Origin of the sequence: Streptomyces sp. NPDC001502 (genome assembly GCF_042894785.1) — a bacterium.
GTDB lineage: Bacteria > Actinomycetota > Actinomycetes > Streptomycetales > Streptomycetaceae > Streptomyces > Streptomyces kutzneri.
The window spans coordinates 87,500-104,022 of record NZ_JBIAVW010000016.1; the positions used below are offsets into that span (position 1 = coordinate 87,500).

Genomic DNA, 16,523 nt, shown 5'->3' on the forward strand with positions numbered 1-16,523 from the left:
GGGGCGACGCCGACGGCGGCGACGCTCCCGGCGGATTCGGGGGCGCTGGCCGCCCACCGCTCGCACAGGAGCGGCGCCGGAGCACTCCCGCTTGCGCCACGTCCTGGACCACCGGTCGGTTCCACGTCGGAACGCCGCCGCTCGCGCGGAGAGCACAGATCGTCCATGGTGCCGCGCAGGACAGCCGTGGGACCGCCTCCTGGCTTTGTCCACGAGTTGCGGGAATGGCAGCAGCCGTGTGGCGGCCGTTCCTGCAGTCGCATCCACCAGTCGTCGAGGGCTGTGCTCCATCACAGCCTGGTGGCCAGCCAGATGGTCACAGCCGCCGCGGTGGTGAGCCCGACGTTGAGTGCGATCCGGCGGTCTCCGCCGGTCAGGTGGACGGCGATCGCACCCCCCTGGAGGATGACGAAGCCGCCGGCCGCGGCCGGCGCCAGCGGGAGCGCGATGCCCGTCAGCGGCGGCAGGATCAGGCCGGTCGCGCCGAGTATTTCGACCGTCCCCAGCGCCCTGAGGACGGGCACGGGCATACGGTCGACCCAGGACATCATCGGCCGGAGCTGATCGCGGCTGCGGATCACCTTCAGCGTGCCCGAGTAGAGGTAGAAGAGGGCGAGCAGTCCCGCGACGATCCAGTAGGCGATGTACATAGTTCCCGTTCATGAGTCATCGGTTCACGGAGACCCGTCGACTGCTTCTTCAGTCGAGGTCGGTGGCAGGCTCGGTCGCGTAGCGGCTCATCGCGTCGACATTCGCCTGGGGCGTCAGCCCCTGGGCGCCCTTGAGCACCTCATGGAGGTCCCGGAAGTACTGCACGTACAGGTCGGGGGTGAAGGTGCTGAGGAGGACGGCGGGCTCGTCGGTCAGGTTGGCAAAGGTGTGAGGGGTGCCGGGCGGAACCATCACGAGCGTGCCCGTGGTGGCGTCGAGGTCCTCGTCCCCGACGGTGAACCGGACGGTGCCGGAGAGGACGTAGAAGCCCTCGTCGTGCAGCCCGTGGCGGTGCTGAGGTGGGCCCTGGGTGTGCGGGGCGAGGACGGACTCTGTGATCGCGAGGCGGTGCCCGGTGTGGCTGCCGTCCTCCAGAACGCGCATGCGCGTGGTGCCCAGAGTGATCGTCTCGCCCTCGCCAGGACCCACCACCGACAGCGCGGGTCCGGTCCGCGGCTCGCTGTCTCGTGCTTCTTCGGTCATGCTCACCAGTGCACCGCCCGAGCTGCTTCAGTGTCCAAGACCTCTTCCACGGCGCCGATACGCGGTGGGTATCGTTGCAGCGTGGAGCTACGTACCTTGCGCTATTTCGTCGCGGTTGCCGAGGAACTCCACTTCGGCCGGGCCGCCACCCGACTGCACATGAGCCAGCCGCCGCTGAGTCGAGCGGTCAAGCAGTTGGAAGCCGAGATCGGGGCCCTGCTCTTCGCCCGCTCGTCGACCGGCGTCACGCTCACACCGGTGGGCACGGTGCTGCTCGACGAGGCGCGGGCCCTGCTCGGCCATGCCGACCGCGTCCGGGTACGCGTGAGCGCGGCGGCCGGCGCCGCGACCATCACCATCGGCATCCTGGGCGACGGCACCGACCCGGGAGTGTCCAGGCTGGCCGCCGACTACCGCCGAACCCACCCCGGCATCGACATCCGCATCCGCGACACCGATCTGACCGACCCGACGTGCGGGCTGCGCACCGGACTGGTCGACGTCGCCCTGACCCGGGCGCCCTTCGACGAGACCGCCCTGACGGTGCGTACGCTGCGAACCGATCCGGTCGGCGTGGTCCTGCGCGCCGACGATCCGCTGGCCCGCCGCGAACGGCTGCGGCTGGCCGAGCTGAACGACCGCCGCTGGTTCCAGTTCCCGCAGGGCACCGACCCCGTCTGGCAGTCGTACTGGAACGGCGGCACGCCGCGCGAGGGCCCAGTGGTGCGCGCCGTCCAGGAATGCCTGCACGCCGTGCTGTGGAACGGCACGGTCGGCCTGGCCCCCCTCGGACACGACCTGCCCGCAGAGTTGGCAGTGGTGCCGCTGATCGACATGGCGCCGAGCCGAGTGGTGGCGGTGTGCAACGAAGGTGACACCAACCCGTTGATCCGATCCTTCATCGAGATCGCGGCAGCCGCCTACCGTCACTGAGCGCCGGCTACAAGTGCTGCCGCTGCTGCCGCTGCAGCGGCCCTCTGAGCTGCCTCCCGAAATGGGGTTCTGCACACCTTCCGTGGTGCGGCTCGCGGTCGCCCGGCAGAGCGCGGTCGGTGGGAAAGGGAATCGCCGGCCCGGCGGCTTGGGCGACGTCGGGCGACCGGCCCGCGTGACGCGACACCACAGAACCTGAGCCAGAACCCGTTCTCGTGAACAAGGCCACCCTCCGCCCGCGCGGAGACTACGCCCACACCGTGACGCCGAGCATCCCGCCCGCCGCGCCGGCCGGACGCGCGGCGGACTGCTTTCGCTCGCGCGGGGAGGACCTGATGAAGCGCCCGTGTCCCCGAGGACACGGACGGCCCCATCGCCGCGCACGAGGTCCTGGCCGCCGTCAACGCCGACGGAGGGCGCGGAGTCCGCCTCGGCAGCGTCCGCAACACGCCGACCGCCTTGAAGAACTAGGTCGAGTCCGGGGGAACGCCGATGCTCTGTCGCATGACGCGCCGCATCTCGCTGAGTTCGTCCCAGAGCTCCACGATCTGAGTGTGTGCCTGCTCCAGGGACTCGCCGTCCCGGCGCGGCGGGAACCCGCCGTCGAGGCGCTTGAGGACCCCGTATATCCGGCTGAGCCTGCGGTGGACACCGTCGGCGCTGACGAGCACGTCGTCGGGGACCCGCATCTGCGCCTCGGAGAACCGCGCACGGTGCTCGCGCCGCGCATCGTCCAGACGCGACCTCAGGTCATCCGTGACGGCGTCGGCCTTGAGCGCGTACCAGAAGTTGTTCAGTTCAGAGTGATAGTCCAGGGATGCGGTGTTCAGCATGACGTAACAGGCCCGAACAACCTCCTCCGTCACACGCTTTGACTCGTACTGCCGCTCTTCGGCGCGTTGCCTCTCGGTACGGTCCAGCTCCTTGAGTTTGGTCTTCTCGGCCAGCCGCTGCGTCATGAGTCCTGATGCGAGCGTTCCGACGATCCCCAAGAACGCGATCACCAACGGAACCACCGTGCTGCTCATCCGGTACCGCCCTTTCCGGCCCGCTCGGAGTATGGCTGCGTCACGCCCATGTACACGGCAACCAGCGTCGATCCAAGGTCAACGGCCCGATAGGTGTTGGCGCGGCACCGCCATCACCAGCGCGATCACCTCCGTCACGGGCTGGGTCTCCTCCTGCTCACACCCGCCCACCGTGACAGGGAACCGCATGCTCAAGCAGCAGCCCCGTGCCGTCACCCACCTCGTCGTCATGCTCGATGCGGTCGCCACCATCGTGGATCGGTTCACGCGCCTGGGCAGCCCGAGGTCCAGGCGCTCATCGACGGCCTGTTCGCCCGCAGCCCTGCCCGCCGCCCCGGCGTCCGCGTTCCGGAGCCTGCGACTACCAAGCCGCTGTCGCAATACCTGACGCTCTCCGACCCGGCTCCCACAGTCCAGGCGCGGGGACGCATCACAGCGCTCCCCGCCCCCTTCGGCCGCGCGCCGCATCCTTCCTGGTGCGGCGGGCGGCCTGCTGGAAGAGAGGACCCACCGCCGTGTACGAGCCCCAGCACCTCTACGAGGTGGCCGTCGCAACTGCCCGGCATCGCCATCCGCCCGTGCACGACTGCCAGAAGTTCTCGGTTTCCTCCAGCCTCGTGCATCCGCTGAGCCAGCAGAAGCCGGTCGTCCTGCCGGACTGCTTCCCCGGCACCGGCACGCCGGATCCACGCCTTGGCGGCCGACAGCCGATCAGCAGGTCGACGTGGTCTGCTTGCCGACCGCATCCCTGGGCGCATGAGCTCGGAGCGTATTTCTACTCCAGCAGCTTTTTCCTGGTGCAGTAACTTGCCAACACCCCAGGGGAATGACCAGCTGCCGCAGAGCAGGACAACCGGAGGATCATCCATGCCCCGAGAGGCGCCCTACCTCGCAGTAGCCGACGTGCTGCGTGAGCGGATTCTCGCGGGAGAGTGGGAGATCGGGGAGCGCCTGCCGTCCCGGGCACGGCTCGCCGTGGACTACGAGGTCGGACGCAACGTCATACAGAGGGCCATGGACCGTTTGATCATCGAGGGTCTCCTCGAAGGACGCGCCGGCTCGGGCACCTACGTCCGCAGGCCGCGAGAGCGCCTCCGGCTGGTCCGCTCGCGGCACCGCGAACGCCGGGAGGGTTCTCTTCCCTGGCAGGACAGGAGGGAGCGGGGCAGGGCCGACGCCTGGGATTCACACAGTCAGGTGCGCGTCCCTGCCCCCGAGCCAATCGCCGAGCGGCTCGCCGTCAGCCCCGGGGACCTCTGCGTCCATACGCATTACGAGTTCCTCGCCGACGGGCAACCTGTCCAGCTTTCCGAATCCTGGGAGCCGATGGCTATCACGGATGGAACGCCGATTGTGCTGCCCGAGATGGGCCCCCTGGCGGGTAAGGGGGTGGTCGAGCGCATGCGTTCCATTGGCGTGGTCATCTCGACTGTGGTCGAGGTGCCGCGCCCGGCTCGTGCCACCCAGGTGCAGGCGAACCTTCTGGGGATCAGCGTGGGAGACCTCGTGCTGCAGATCGAGCGGACCATCTTCGACACGGACGGACGTCCGGTGGAAACGGCCGACATAGTCATTCCGGACATGCGTCGCGAAGTGGTCTACGAGTTCGGAGTCGACCGTCCGTAGTCGTTGAAGCCATGAGAGAGACATCGAAAATCCGACAGTTGGGTATCCCATGGCAAAATCCTCCGGGCTCGGCCTCTTACGCAATCGGGACTTTGGACGATTGTTCGCTGCCACTGCACTCGGCCAGTGGGGCGACCGCATTGTCTTTCTGGCCTTGCCTTTGGTTGCCATCGCGGCATTGCATGCCGACGAGTTTCAGGTGGGATTACTGACCGCGATGACTTCGGCAGGATCGCTCCTGGTCGGGTTGCCGGCAGGCGCGTGGGTGGACCGCATGCGGAAGCGATCGGTGTTGATCAGCACTGATCTCGCCCGCGCGCTGTTCCTCTTGACGGTTCCGGTGGCGTGGTGGGCGGGCCTTCTCACCATCTGGTGGCTCTATGCAGTCGCCTTGATTCACGGAGTCCTGACTGTCTTCTTCGATGTTGCGTACGTCAGCTATCTCCCGCACTTGGTGGGACGCAGCAATCTCGTGGAAGGAAACGCAAAACTGTCGGCCATACGCTCGGTGACCAGTATCGGCGGGCCGGCGGTGGCGGGACCGCTGGTCGGCCTGGTTGGAGCTCCTGCAACGCTTTTGGCCAGTTCGGCCGGGATGGCCATGTCGGGACTGCTCGCGATCACCATCCGGAAACGCGAAAAGAAGCCTGAGCCGAGTGAACACCCTCAATTGGCCCGAGAGATCAAGGAGGGGCTGAAGTTCGTCATCAAGTACCCTACTCTCCGTGCGATCATGCTAGGGGATGCGATATTCAACCTCTTCCTGGCCATGTATCAGACCATGTTGCTGGTCTTTTTGGAGCGAGAGATAGGCCTCCAGTCCTTTGGTATCGGCCTCATCCTGTCGGGAATGGGTTGTGGTGCCTTGCTGGGCGCACTGTCGGCAACCAGGATCTCCAAGCGGATCGGGCAAGGTCCGGTCATCTGGATCGCGTCGCTGGTTACCTGTCCGTTGACCGTGCTCATGCCGTTGGCACGAACGGGTTGGAGCGTGTATGTGGCTGCGATCGGGCTCGCGGCTCTGTCGCTGGGTGGAGTCGTCCGCGTGGTGGCTCAGTCAAGCATCCAACAGGCCCTGACGCCGGATCGGCTTCTGGGTCGGATGAGCGCAACAGCTCGATTTGTTTCCTGGGGTGGCATTCCTCTCGGTGGGCTTTTGGGTGGAGCCTCGGGCTCTGCGTTCGGGGCAACAGGCACTTTGTGGATTGGCGCAGCCGGCATGACGCTGAGTGTCCTCTCCAACTTCCTGTCACCGCTTCGCACAATGCGCACGTTGCCAACGGAGAAGGCCCCCGAGTTCGCGCGTTGAGGCGTCACAGATGGCTGACAAACAAGTGGCGCGATTCATGGTGGCTCGGCTGACGTCGGCCTCCCGCCAAAGGTTGCTCCTTGTCAGCTTGCCCGGGAAGCGGAACGTTCCGGGTGTACTCACCGCGGCGCGGCATGGGCGTTCTCTTCCAGGTTCAGCAGGTGGCGGGCGATAGTGACGTAGGAAGCGCCGTCGGCGACGGTCCACTCGCGGAAAGCGTCGTCGACCTCGCGCATCGGGTCCTTCAACGATGCGGGCGCCACCCGCCGAACGTCTCGCCGAGCCGGGCTTCGGATGTCAGCCCCCCGAACCCGACGTCCCCCAAAGCCCTGCTCGGCCTCTCCGGTATCTGCGCGGTTCTGATCCAGCTCAACGGCGCGGCCGAAGTCCTCGGCCAAGCGCTGCACCACCTGCTGACCGTCCCGCGCGTTCAGATCGGCAGCGAGACCTCCAGTGGCGCCTTCGCACTGGTCGACCAGCCGATCCGCTCCTCCATCGCGACGCACACCGCACCACTGCAGATCAGCGGCTCCGGCATCAGGCAGCGGCCGGGCCACGACCACCTGGACCTGAGTATCGGCATCCATGTCAGTGGCGTGCATGCGTTGATCACATCGGCAGTAGGCGGTGTTCGCACGGAGCTCAGATACTCGTTCGGGTTGCTCGGATCTGAGACTCGCGTCCGGTCGTCTCCCTGGGCGGGTTGCACGATGACACACACCTGCGGTCCCTCGCGCGCCAACTCCGCCTCTGGCGCTGTCTCCACACTCGTCTGACGGCATCACCCATTTGCGTGGACGCGCCGACGAGTCGACGTGTTCGGCCTGCTGATAGGTATGGGGCCAGCGTCGTGAATCGTAGAAGGGGCTACCTGTGTCTACCAATCAGCAGCAGGGCTTTTACGTCCAGGTCAAGGAAGCCACGATCATCCCGGATGAGGCGGCTGTACGCGAGTTCTGGTCGCAGTTCAACGCCGCGCTCACGACGGATGCCGATCTCAAGGCCCGATTCGAGGCCGATCCCGGTACGGTCCTTTCAGAACGGGGTCTGGCGTTGGATGTTCAGCGGGAGCTTCTGCTGGCGGCCGGTGTCGCCGGGGCGAGCGGTGACTGCTATATCACCTGCGCCATCACCAACATTGTTATTTCCTAAGGCACCGACTCAGGCTGAGTGGCTGATCTGCGGGGTTTTTGGTGCGGGAACGCGTCGACGCGAGGACGTCCGGAGGCCACGTCGCGGTGGTGGGCGTTTGGGACCCGGTCTCTGACGCCCAGGCTGCGTTCTTCCGTGACACGGTGTCGGCTGCTGAGGACAAGGGCTTGAGCGTCCTGGTGGTTACTTTGGACCCCGACCCTGTGGCCATCCTTCGGGGACCACAAACCCGTCCCGCATTCCAGGACGTCGAGTACCGGTTGTGGTTCCAAGCGCAGTGCGGTGTACAGAGCCGCTTGGTGATCAGCCTGAGCCGCTGGGAAGTCGAACAGGAAGGAGCTTCGCTCATTCTGAACGGACTTCGCCGGCACGTGAAGGTCGAAGAATTCCTGTTGGGCCAAGGCCAGTCTCTCGGCCGAGGTGTTCGCGGCAGCGCTTCCACCATTCAGAAGTACTGCGATCGCCTCGGGATTCGTGTCGCTGTCACCGATCGGTATCGGTCTCCGGTTCGCGTCAACGACGCCCGCGACCACTTGTGCAAGGGTGAACTGTCGTCGGCCCGCAAACTTCTCTCCCAGGACTTCTACTGTGCGAGGCCCGCGTCGGGCGAGCGGACCATGTCGTGGCCGCCCGGCACGTACACGGCGCTGCCCCTCGATGTGCCCATGCGGCACCATGCGCTTGACCGTCCAGCCGTTGAGCTGCCCTTGACGCCCTGCCCCGGAGGCAGCCGCCTGCGGTGGCCAGACGGTTCGCCGCCCTGGCTGGCCTTCGTAGCCGGCCCCGGTGATCGCTCTGGCGCGCCCGACGGTCGGCGGACGGAAGGCATGCCATGGCATGCGCCGTGACCGGTGAACGCCTCCACGCTCAGTACGCGGCTGCCCTCGATGCGTTCACGGCTCAGCTTGCACGGGGTTGGCGCACGAGCGTACGACGCGACGGTGTGATCTCGTGGCGGGTGTGCGAGTTCGGATACGAGTTGCCTGGCCAGGGGTGGAAGCTGCACGTCGCCGCCGCACCGATCGATGCGCTCGACCTGCTCCAGGTCGTGCTCCCCGAGCTGGTGGAGTCCGGAACGACGTTCAAACTCCCTGCTGACCTGGATTCGCTGGTTCGGATCAACGCCGGGCTCGCAGGGGCGTCCCAGGTCGGCAAGATCGTCACCGTCTATCCGTCCTCCGAGGACACGCTTCCCGGGCTCATCGATCGTCTGGACACGCTGTGGCGTCCCGACCGCGCGCCCGCCGTGACGTCCGATCTGCCGGTGGGATCAGGTGGCGCCTTGTTCATCCGGTACGGAGCATTCCAGGCAACCGGCGTGGTCACCGACTCCGTAGGCGTCATCCGGACGGCCCTTCGAGCCCCGGACGGAACGCTGCATCCGGATGTACGCGACACTCGGGGCCGGCAGCCGGACTGGGCTGTTCCCCCTGTGCCGGCCGCCCATCGGATGGGCACCGCCCAGGCGGGTGCCCCGATCGAGATCGACGGCACCACATACCTCCCGATGAAGGTTCTCACAGCGAATTTCCGCGGACATGTGGTGCTTGCGCTGAGACTCTCCGACCGCCGCCTGGTGATCATCCGGCACCGGGAGCGAGGAGTGGAAAGCGACGACTTCGGCAACGACGCGGTGACCCGGCTCGAGAACGAGAGGCAAGCGCTGCTTCTCCTCAAGGACTCGCGCATCGCCCCCGAGGTTTTGGCTCACGATCTGCCGGGCGGGAAACTCGTCGTCTCCGACGCGGGAGGAATCCAGCCGGAACAGCTACCCGGGCACGATCGAATCGAGCACCTGCCCGAACTCGCGGCGACAGTGGCCAAGCTGCATGCACGTGGCCTTGTGCACCGGGACCTGAAGCTGTCCAACGTGCGTATCGGACCAGAGGGTTTGCGCCTGGTCGACCTCGAACTTGCCGCGCCGTTTGGGGCAGAACACCCAGTACCAGCCGGTACACAAGGATACGTACCCCCGGAAGGGTGGCACGCCGCCGTCGACCCGGCGTATGACGTCTACGGTCTCGGATCCTGTGTGACCCACGCGGTCATGGGGCATTGCCCGGGCCATCTCCCGCCGCAGAACAATGCCGGCCGCCAGATCGGCCTGCTGCGGCGACACGGGCACTTGACGGCCGCCTCGATCGTGAAGGCATGTCACGACCCTGATCCACCACATAGACCCACCGCGGACCAAGTGGCGCGACAGCTGAGAGCAGTCCTTCCCGCCATGCGGACTGAGACCATGGACGAATCCGAAATGTACCGCGGCGTACTTGACCGACGCTGGGCATGCAGCGCGGCGATGAGCGCGGGGACGGCGACCCGGCAGTTCACGGTGGTCCGGGGCAGGACCCAGCACTGGCGCAACTCACACCTTCTTGCCGCATACGACTGCGAAGGCCTGAACCTGGGAGCTGCCGGGATCATCATCGCGCTGGCGACGCTTGACGCAGCGCTGGGTACCTTGCACTTCACCGATGACATCACGCTCGCGGCAGAATGGCTCGCAGCACGGCCACCGCTGCCGGATGCGCAGGGGTTCTTCACCGGCAACAGCGGTGTGTCGGTGGCACTGGCCGTGGCGGGAGCGCGACTGGGCCGAACCGATCTCATCGCCGCTGCACGGCGACGCTTCGAGCATGCGGCCGACAGTCGCATCCCGGACTACGACCTCTTTTCGGGAGCGGCCGGCATCGTATGGGCAGGCAGTCTTCTCGACGCCGTTCTGGGTTCGTCTTGGGGACGCGGCCTCGCCGAACAGCAGGTGATGAGGGTCCGGGCCTCAGCCCGGCTGGTCGACGGATTGGCCGGCTGGCTTCCCAATCCGGAGTTCGATCCGTCCGGACGGGTATACGTCGGGGCCGCACACGGAACAGCAGGTGTGGCGATGGCCCTCGCGGTATGGGGAAGGTCCACCGGCTGCACGGCGACGACGGATCTCGCCTACGACGCCTTGAACAGTATCCCCGATCACGGGCTGACAGCCGACAAGGCCAACATTCTGACGACCACGTCGGGCGGCAGCCATGCGGCGCATCACTGGTGCCATGGAGTGGCGGGCTACCTGTGGTGTCTCCTTCAGTCCCCCGGTCCCCGGGCCGCGGACGACGCTGCTTGGCAGCTGGCGGCCACGGCGTTCGACCGAGCCACGCCCGTCCTGGACAATCCCACGATGTGCCACGGCCTGGCCGGGGTGCTGGAGACGTGGCGCATGCTCGGGGCGCTGCCGGATCACTCCGGCCGGGCCCGTCACCGTATCGCTCAGGCCACTGACGCCTTGAGGCTGCTGCACCACGCGCAGGGCGGAGCCACCGTGTGGTCGTCCGAACACCCGTCGGTCGTCACCCCTGACCTGTGGGTGGGCTTCCTGGGCCCGGCCACCCAACTGGCCCTCGCCAGTGCAGGTTCGGCCCATGCCGTGCTCTCGCCGCAGTGGCTGCGGCGCTGCGCGACGCCCCCGCTGCCCGGAACCGGTCTCGCCAGGTGAACAAACGGACGCCTAGGCAGAAAAGGGAGTCACCATGCCCATCGAGGTCGATCTTCGCGACGCAGACGCGTATCTGACCTTCACGCTCCATCAGCAGGATCTGCCCCTGGGGGCACAGCAGAACACTGGCAGTCTCGTCGAGCGAGCGCTCACGGTCGCCCAGATCACGACCATGATTCTCGGCGCCGATCAGTCGAAATCGGTCACCTTCAGCCCCCTGCCTGCTCCGCCGCCCAACGGGGCGGGGGCGACAACGATTCACCTTGAGCAGCAGTGGCGCGGACTGCCCGTCTTTCAGGCCGGCCAGTCGGTACGGTTCTCGTCGTCAGAGGAAGTTCAGGACACCCGGGCCCGGCTGGTGGGCCAGGCGAGCCCCCCTGAAGTGTCCGTAGAGGTCACGGTCGAGGCAGCAGTTCGCAACGCCACCCTGCACGTGTTGGCAACCGACGAGAATCACGCTGCCGTGGGAGATCAGCCGGGACCGCCTCGGCCTGCCGCGCCCGCAGGCGTGACATGGAACCTCCCGGAAGTCGTGGCACGTTTCACTCACATGGCCGGCCAGCCGACCGTTCTGAAGCAACAAGGGGTCGACGAGCCCGTCACGGCCAGCCTCACCTGGTTCCCCCTCGCGAAGGAGCTCCGGGTGGCATGGGACATCACGATCGCACTCTCCGAGATGGACGGCGCTTTCCGCGTCGTGGTCGACGGCCGTGACGGAGCCATCCTGTACTGCACGCAACTCGTGCCGGGCGCTCACTGCCGGGGAAGCGTCTACCAAAGCGATCCGGACACTGCGAGAACGGTCGTGACCTTTCCGCTCGACTGGCAGGCCTATGGGCTGGGGACGCCTCCTGACCTGCCTCCGTCGCCCCCCGACTGGGTAGCCGGCCACGACACCGCCGGTTATGCGTCGGTGGCACGGTCAGGCGCGAGCGGTCCGTCCATCACCGGCGACAACGTCGACGGCGCTGTGATCTTCAACCCCGCGGATGCCCAAGGTGTCGATCAAATGGTCCTCAACGCGTTCTACGGCACGTGCCTCATGCACGACCTGACTTACCTGCTGGGGTTCCGCGAGCCGAACGGGAGCTACCAGGACGGCGTGGTGAGCGCCCTCGGACTGCCCTCCGGACCAGTGAAGGTGGAAGTCCACGCAGCGCCCATCCTGAACACCGCTCACTGGTGGAACCTGGCCAGTATCCCGATCATGCGCTTGGGCCCTGACCGGAACACCGGGCGGCATACCGCCCTTGACATGACCATCGTCATTCACGAATACATGCACGGCGTGAGCAGCCGGCTGGTCGGCGGCGGAGCGACCCGCAGCCCGCTACTGGAAGCTCAAAGCCGCGGCATGGGCGAAGGCTGGGGCGACTACGTCGCGTGCGCCGTGCTGGGCACCTCGCTCATCGGGCAGTGGCTCACCGACGACGACCGAGGATTGCGGCAGTTCCCGTATGACGAGAACTTCCCCGCAGACAAGATCGGGTTCGCCTCCCTGAGCACTCTGTCCACCTACGAGATCGGAAGCCTCTGGTGCGCCGTCCTGTTGGAGATGAACCGTAGGATTGGGGCGAACCTCAGCCTCCAGTTGGTCATCGAGTCGATGAAGGGTCTGCCTGTCAATCCGAGCCTTCTGGACGGCCGGGACGAGCTCCTCCTCACACTTGACGATCTACGGGACAGTGGTGCCCTCCCCGTCCCGGCACACGCGTCGGCGAAGAGAGGGATCTGGGCGGCATTCGCGGCATTCGGGATGGGCACTGGTGCCAGCTCACAGGGCCCATCCATCTTCGGAGCGGTCGCCGACGACTCCGTGCCGTAAGTTCGCATCGAACAACTTGCCGGTCATCGGCGCCAGCGACAGGCCCTGGCCGTAAGGCGCCACGTGGCCGCGTGGCCAAAACTCCGCCCTTCCGGCGAGTTCCGGGGCTGTGGGCGCTGCACGTACTACTCACGGGGGGTCATTCGCCCTGCAGATCTTTACGGCAGGCTTCCAGGAACCGATCGCCAGCCGTCCCGAGGTCCGCTGTGATCGCCCTGATCTGCTCGGAGAGTTCGAGCTGATCGGAGGTGGATACGTCGTCGGGGCCGAGGCCACGTAGAAAGTCGTTCCCTCCGCTACGTGCGGTCCGCCACATGTGCCGACTGGCTGTCCGTGCCTGGTCGGCGCCAAAGAGTGCGACCTGGTTATAGGCCTTCCGGAGCTCGGTGCGAAGTTCGTGCCAGCGAGCCTCCGCATCAGCACGTCGAGCGGCACCGGCCGGGCCGATGAGCAGTGGCATCTCAGAACGTATGAACTGCAGCACCTCCTCGCCTGCAAGCGAGAGCCCGGCATAAGCCTTCGTACGCTCCTCCCGCAGCCACGTCGAACGCTCCGCATCCAAACGCATCGACTCAAGTTCGCGCGTGTCCCGCGCCCTGCGGTGCTCGAGGTAGGCGTTGGCCAGAAGCGTCAGGACAACGCCGCTCAGAGTGGCTCCAACAGTGATCAGTTGCGTTGCGGTTCCGAACTCCATGTGCATCTCCGCATCGACGTTTACGGCAGTCCGCGCTCTGCTGAGTCCACGGATCAGCACACCACAACAACAGGGCCCTGCACTGGACTTGCCCCAACATGCGCGCCCCGCCCTCGGCGGGAATGCGACAGCTGCAGAACAACTGCACTCCGCCAGGCACGCTCTACGCCGTCGCCTGCCTCGGCTGCACGCACCGCGCGGACCGCACCGCCGCAGGCAACGTCATGACGGAGACGGAGGCCGCTCAGGGCGCCAACGTCCACGCCGCCACCTGCCGGGCTTCCCACGCGGCTTGCCCGCCCGGCCCGACGGCACCGAGGCGGCGAAGCTGATCCGCACTCGGCTGTGGCCCCGCCGTTGCAGCGCGGCCCCCCACCGGGTGCGGCTCTCGGACTTCACCGCGCTCCGCGTCGATCTCCAGCGCCCCACCGGCTGGATCAAAGGTGCTGCCGGGCGACATCGTGCAGGCCGAACCCGGCTTCCTCGCCGCGACGCCCGCCGCCTCCGGGCAGGGCGTCCGCTTCGCCGTCCAGCCCTTCGCCCGGCCCTGACACCGCGTGCGCCCGAGCCGCCGTGCCGGCCACGGCCGCCGTGCCCGCCACGGTCGCTGCGGCCGCTGTACGCCGACCGCCACCGCAGCCAAAGCCCGTGGCGGCGTGGCAGTGGGTCCTGCATCATCCCTGTGTGATGGTGATGCAACCCGTTCTGGAGATCTTCGCTGCCGAGGACTTCGCGCTCTGGCCTGTCGGCGAGCACGAGCCGTACGGCTACCTCGTGCTGGACGGGGAACTGACACCGGCGGAGGTCGGCACGGCGGTCATGAGGATCGCCGCCTGCAACGACTTCGAGCCGGAGGAGGAGCACGGACCGTGCCCGACCGACCCGCTCGGCGCGTTCCTGCACGGGCTGCTCACCATGACCGACCTGTTCGCCGCCGGGGGCTTCCGGGTGACCGACACCGCCACCGGCACCGTCTTCGTCGAGCCGGGCTGCTGCAACGGCCTGGAAACCTGGCGGGACTGGCTGGAGGTGCTCGACGGCACCGGCTGCTCCTACTTCGGCCACGACCCGTCCTCAGCGGCCGAACGTGCCGGCGACACCGTTCGGCTGACTCTCGACGCCCATGCGAAGGAGGGAAGCCCGGTGATCGAGCTGCCAGTGGACCAGGTACGCGCGCTCGTCACCGGCGCCCAGCAGGACTTGCTGGACTTCCTCAGCCTCGCCGGACCCTGGGCCGCACAACACCTGCCGGCACACGCCGCCGCCGTCACCGCCGCCCTGGCCCGGGCCCTGGACCTGGGGCCCACACCATGACCAGCTTCCTGACCCACCGAGCGCGCGTGCACGACGTCCGGCTCCCCCTCCACCAGCGGCACAGCGCGCTGCGCACCTGCCTCACCGTCTTTGCCCCCTACGGCCTGCGGGCGACGTACCACCACCTCACGCTCAGCGCCGCGATCCCGCGGCGGCTGGAGGCGGATCCGGATGCGCTGGTGCGGGCGGTGGAGGAACTGCACGAGGCGCGGCTGCTGTGGCTCGCGCGGGCGCAGGGGTACGCCGCGCAGCGTCGGGCGGAGAAGCGGGCCGGGCAGCGGGATGTACCGAACCCTCGGCCGTGGTGGCTGCCTAACAGGTGGGAGGGATCAGACCGCGCCTGGTACGACGCGCCGTTCCGCCACCCGTCGCTGCGATTGTCCGAGTACGTCCGGCGGCAGAACGCCCTTCTGGACGGCGCTGAGCTGCCCGGCTGCACGGCCTGCGGGAACGAGGGACCGCCGGAGCCGAACTCGATCGGGCACGGCTGGGTCGAGCTGTGCAGCCGGTGCGCGTGGGCGCCGACGCCGTGTCCGTGCGAGCGGCGGCACCGGATCGTGCCGGAGATCCCATACAGGTGGCACGAGATCTGGCAGCGGGCGCACATGAGCGATGACGGCATGCCGAACCCGCACTGGCCTGTGGGCTAGGTCGTCTCTTTCGGATCTTGCCGGCTAAGCCCGTGTCGTCTGGTGCCGTGCCTCTCCCCCAGCTACCGCTGGGAGGGGCCCCCGGGCGGAGGGGCGCCCGAGTACCGGACGTACTTGGGCGCCCCGACAACCCGGGGGTCCCCCCGGACGAAGTCCGGGGGATGAGGTGCGGTGCCAGGCGGCAGGGGGCACCTCCCAGCCCCCTGGGGCTGGGGGAGGGTCAGGCAAGATCCGTAAGAGACGGCCTAGCCAGCCGTCTCAGATTCCGGCTCAACTTCTGGATGCTGTTGGTGATCTCCGGCCGCCGGTGCGGTTGCGTTCCAAGGAGGCCCGGTTCGCCTGCCGTAGCCTGGCGATCCAGGGTGCCGGCCCGGCGCCGCACCAGAGCGCGGTTACGGGCTACCGACCCGAGGCGTCCAATAGGCACCGAGCGCGGCGCGGGAGCTTCGGCAAGATCACCCTTCTGTGGAACCCATGGCTCAGACCGTTCCGGAGTTCACGGTCGAGCCCATCCCGCCCGCAGACCTGGTGACGGGGTTGGGCGGTATGGACTGTGTTGCGGGGCACGCCCTCGCTGTCAGGCCCGGGTGGCGGTGTGGATGGTCGTGCTGCCCGAGGCATTGACGTGGCGGATGGTGAGGGTGTTCTTCGTGTAACCGACCGAAAGTCGCTCGCCGTCGCCGGTGCCGCCCTTCTCCGGAGGCTGCCAGGGCAGGGTCAGGTCGAAGCCGTCGCCCACTTGGCCGGGTACGTCGTGGGCGGAGGCGGCACCCTTGGCGCCCTGCTTGGGGCCCTCGTTGACCTGCATCATCAGACGGTCGCCGCGGAAGACGAAGCCTCCCTTCCAGGTGCCGGCCCCACCATCCCATTCGATGGTCCACCTCCCGTTCGCCTCCTCCTGGCCCTGCACGGTCGCCCTGCCCCGAAGGGTCTGGCCGCCGGGCGTGGCGGTCCGAACGCTCCAGGTGCCCGTGAGGAAGGCCTCCACGGAACGCTCGATCACACCCTGCCCGCCGGGGGTCTTCGAAGGTGCGGACGAAGTGGGGGGAGCGGAGCCGGAGACGGCTGTCGAGGGCGTGTCGGCCGAGGGCGGGGCGGCGGAAGCCTGTGCCGACGGCTTGTCCTTGCCCGTACACGCCGCCAGGAACGCCGCGCCGGCCCCGATCGCGAGGTAGCGCAGTGCGGTACGCCGGCCGACGATCCGCGCGGCCGTACGTATGGTGCGTATGGTCATCTCATCCCCCGTTTAGCCCAGTTGGACAGCCCGAGCGAGTCTACGTAGGGCTACGTGTGCGCGTAGAGACGGCCGGG

At 67.5% G+C, this 16,523-nt stretch carries 16 protein-coding genes; 10 read left to right on the top strand and 6 right to left on the bottom strand.

Annotated features, from left to right (window positions below):
• Nucleotides 1-290 precede the first annotated feature (290 nt).
• Nucleotides 291-650, bottom strand: coding sequence for a DoxX family protein (locus tag ACFY0D_RS26195; protein WP_390800496.1), 360 nt, complete (start codon nt 648-650; stop codon nt 291-293).
• Between the two features lie 49 nt (nt 651-699).
• On the bottom strand, nt 700-1,194 hold the full coding sequence (locus tag ACFY0D_RS26200; RefSeq protein ID WP_390800497.1) for a cupin domain-containing protein: 495 nt from the start codon (nt 1,192-1,194) through the stop codon (nt 700-702).
• Nucleotides 1,195-1,275: 81 nt separating this feature from the next.
• Between ACFY0D_RS26200 and ACFY0D_RS26205 the strand changes: the two genes are divergently transcribed.
• A complete protein-coding gene (locus ACFY0D_RS26205) occupies nt 1,276-2,127 on the top strand; it encodes a LysR family transcriptional regulator (protein WP_390800498.1) in 852 nt (283 codons plus the stop codon).
• Nucleotides 2,128-2,594: 467 nt separating this feature from the next.
• On the opposite strand, the gene ACFY0D_RS26210 is transcribed toward ACFY0D_RS26205, so the two are convergent.
• Nucleotides 2,595-3,155 carry a hypothetical protein gene (locus ACFY0D_RS26210; protein ID WP_390800499.1) on the bottom strand — a complete coding sequence of 187 codons (561 nt, stop codon included), beginning with the start codon at nt 3,153-3,155 and terminating at the stop codon, nt 2,595-2,597.
• A gap of 515 nt (nt 3,156-3,670) precedes the next feature.
• Here ACFY0D_RS26210 and ACFY0D_RS26215 point away from each other — a divergent pair.
• The 3 genes from ACFY0D_RS26215 to ACFY0D_RS26225 all read left to right on the top strand — a co-directional run bounded on the left by ACFY0D_RS26215 (nt 3,671) and on the right by ACFY0D_RS26225 (nt 6,090).
• A complete protein-coding gene (locus tag ACFY0D_RS26215; RefSeq protein ID WP_390800500.1) occupies nt 3,671-3,961 on the top strand; it encodes a hypothetical protein in 291 nt (96 codons plus the stop codon).
• Nucleotides 3,962-4,022: 61 nt separating this feature from the next.
• Nucleotides 4,023-4,781, top strand: a complete 759-nt coding sequence (locus ACFY0D_RS26220; protein ID WP_390800501.1) for a GntR family transcriptional regulator — start codon at nt 4,023-4,025, stop codon at nt 4,779-4,781.
• Nucleotides 4,782-4,830: 49 nt separating this feature from the next.
• Nucleotides 4,831-6,090, top strand: coding sequence for an MFS transporter (locus ACFY0D_RS26225; protein ID WP_390800502.1), 1,260 nt, complete (start codon nt 4,831-4,833; stop codon nt 6,088-6,090).
• A 119-nt stretch (nt 6,091-6,209) separates the two neighbouring features.
• On the opposite strand, the gene ACFY0D_RS26230 is transcribed toward ACFY0D_RS26225, so the two are convergent.
• Nucleotides 6,210-6,692 (bottom strand): hypothetical protein, encoded by a 483-nt coding sequence (locus tag ACFY0D_RS26230; RefSeq protein ID WP_390800503.1) that lies wholly within the window; start codon nt 6,690-6,692, stop codon nt 6,210-6,212.
• A gap of 271 nt (nt 6,693-6,963) precedes the next feature.
• On the opposite strand from ACFY0D_RS26230, the gene ACFY0D_RS26235 reads away from it, so the two are divergent.
• The 4 genes from ACFY0D_RS26235 to ACFY0D_RS26250 are packed head-to-tail and all read left to right on the top strand — an operon-like array spanning nt 6,964 to nt 12,554.
• Complete coding sequence (locus tag ACFY0D_RS26235) at nt 6,964-7,242, top strand: hypothetical protein (RefSeq protein WP_390800504.1); 279 nt, start codon at nt 6,964-6,966, stop codon at nt 7,240-7,242.
• 41 nt (nt 7,243-7,283) lie between these two features.
• Nucleotides 7,284-8,090, top strand: a complete 807-nt coding sequence (locus ACFY0D_RS26240) for a hypothetical protein (protein ID WP_390800505.1) — start codon at nt 7,284-7,286, stop codon at nt 8,088-8,090.
• A complete protein-coding gene (locus ACFY0D_RS26245) occupies nt 8,087-10,729 on the top strand; it encodes a lanthionine synthetase LanC family protein (protein ID WP_390800506.1) in 2,643 nt (880 codons plus the stop codon). Before ACFY0D_RS26240 ends, ACFY0D_RS26245 begins: the two co-directional genes overlap by 4 nt.
• Before the next feature lie 34 nt (nt 10,730-10,763).
• On the top strand, nt 10,764-12,554 hold the full coding sequence (locus tag ACFY0D_RS26250) for a M36 family metallopeptidase (RefSeq protein WP_390800507.1): 1,791 nt from the start codon (nt 10,764-10,766) through the stop codon (nt 12,552-12,554).
• Between the two features lie 139 nt (nt 12,555-12,693).
• On the opposite strand, the gene ACFY0D_RS26255 is transcribed toward ACFY0D_RS26250, so the two are convergent.
• On the bottom strand, nt 12,694-13,248 hold the full coding sequence (locus tag ACFY0D_RS26255; RefSeq protein ID WP_390800508.1) for a hypothetical protein: 555 nt from the start codon (nt 13,246-13,248) through the stop codon (nt 12,694-12,696).
• 687 nt (nt 13,249-13,935) lie between these two features.
• Between ACFY0D_RS26255 and ACFY0D_RS26260 the strand changes: the two genes are divergently transcribed.
• Nucleotides 13,936-14,562: a hypothetical protein gene (locus ACFY0D_RS26260; protein ID WP_390800509.1), complete on the top strand. Its 627-nt coding sequence runs from the start codon at nt 13,936-13,938 to the stop codon at nt 14,560-14,562.
• Nucleotides 14,559-15,212, top strand: a complete 654-nt coding sequence (locus ACFY0D_RS26265) for a hypothetical protein (protein ID WP_390800510.1) — start codon at nt 14,559-14,561, stop codon at nt 15,210-15,212. The genes ACFY0D_RS26260 and ACFY0D_RS26265 overlap by 4 nt, the downstream gene beginning before the upstream one ends.
• A gap of 577 nt (nt 15,213-15,789) precedes the next feature.
• Here the strand turns inward: ACFY0D_RS26265 and ACFY0D_RS26270 are convergent.
• Nucleotides 15,790-16,446 (bottom strand): hypothetical protein, encoded by a 657-nt coding sequence (locus ACFY0D_RS26270; RefSeq protein WP_390800511.1) that lies wholly within the window; start codon nt 16,444-16,446, stop codon nt 15,790-15,792.
• Nucleotides 16,447-16,523 lie beyond the last annotated feature (77 nt).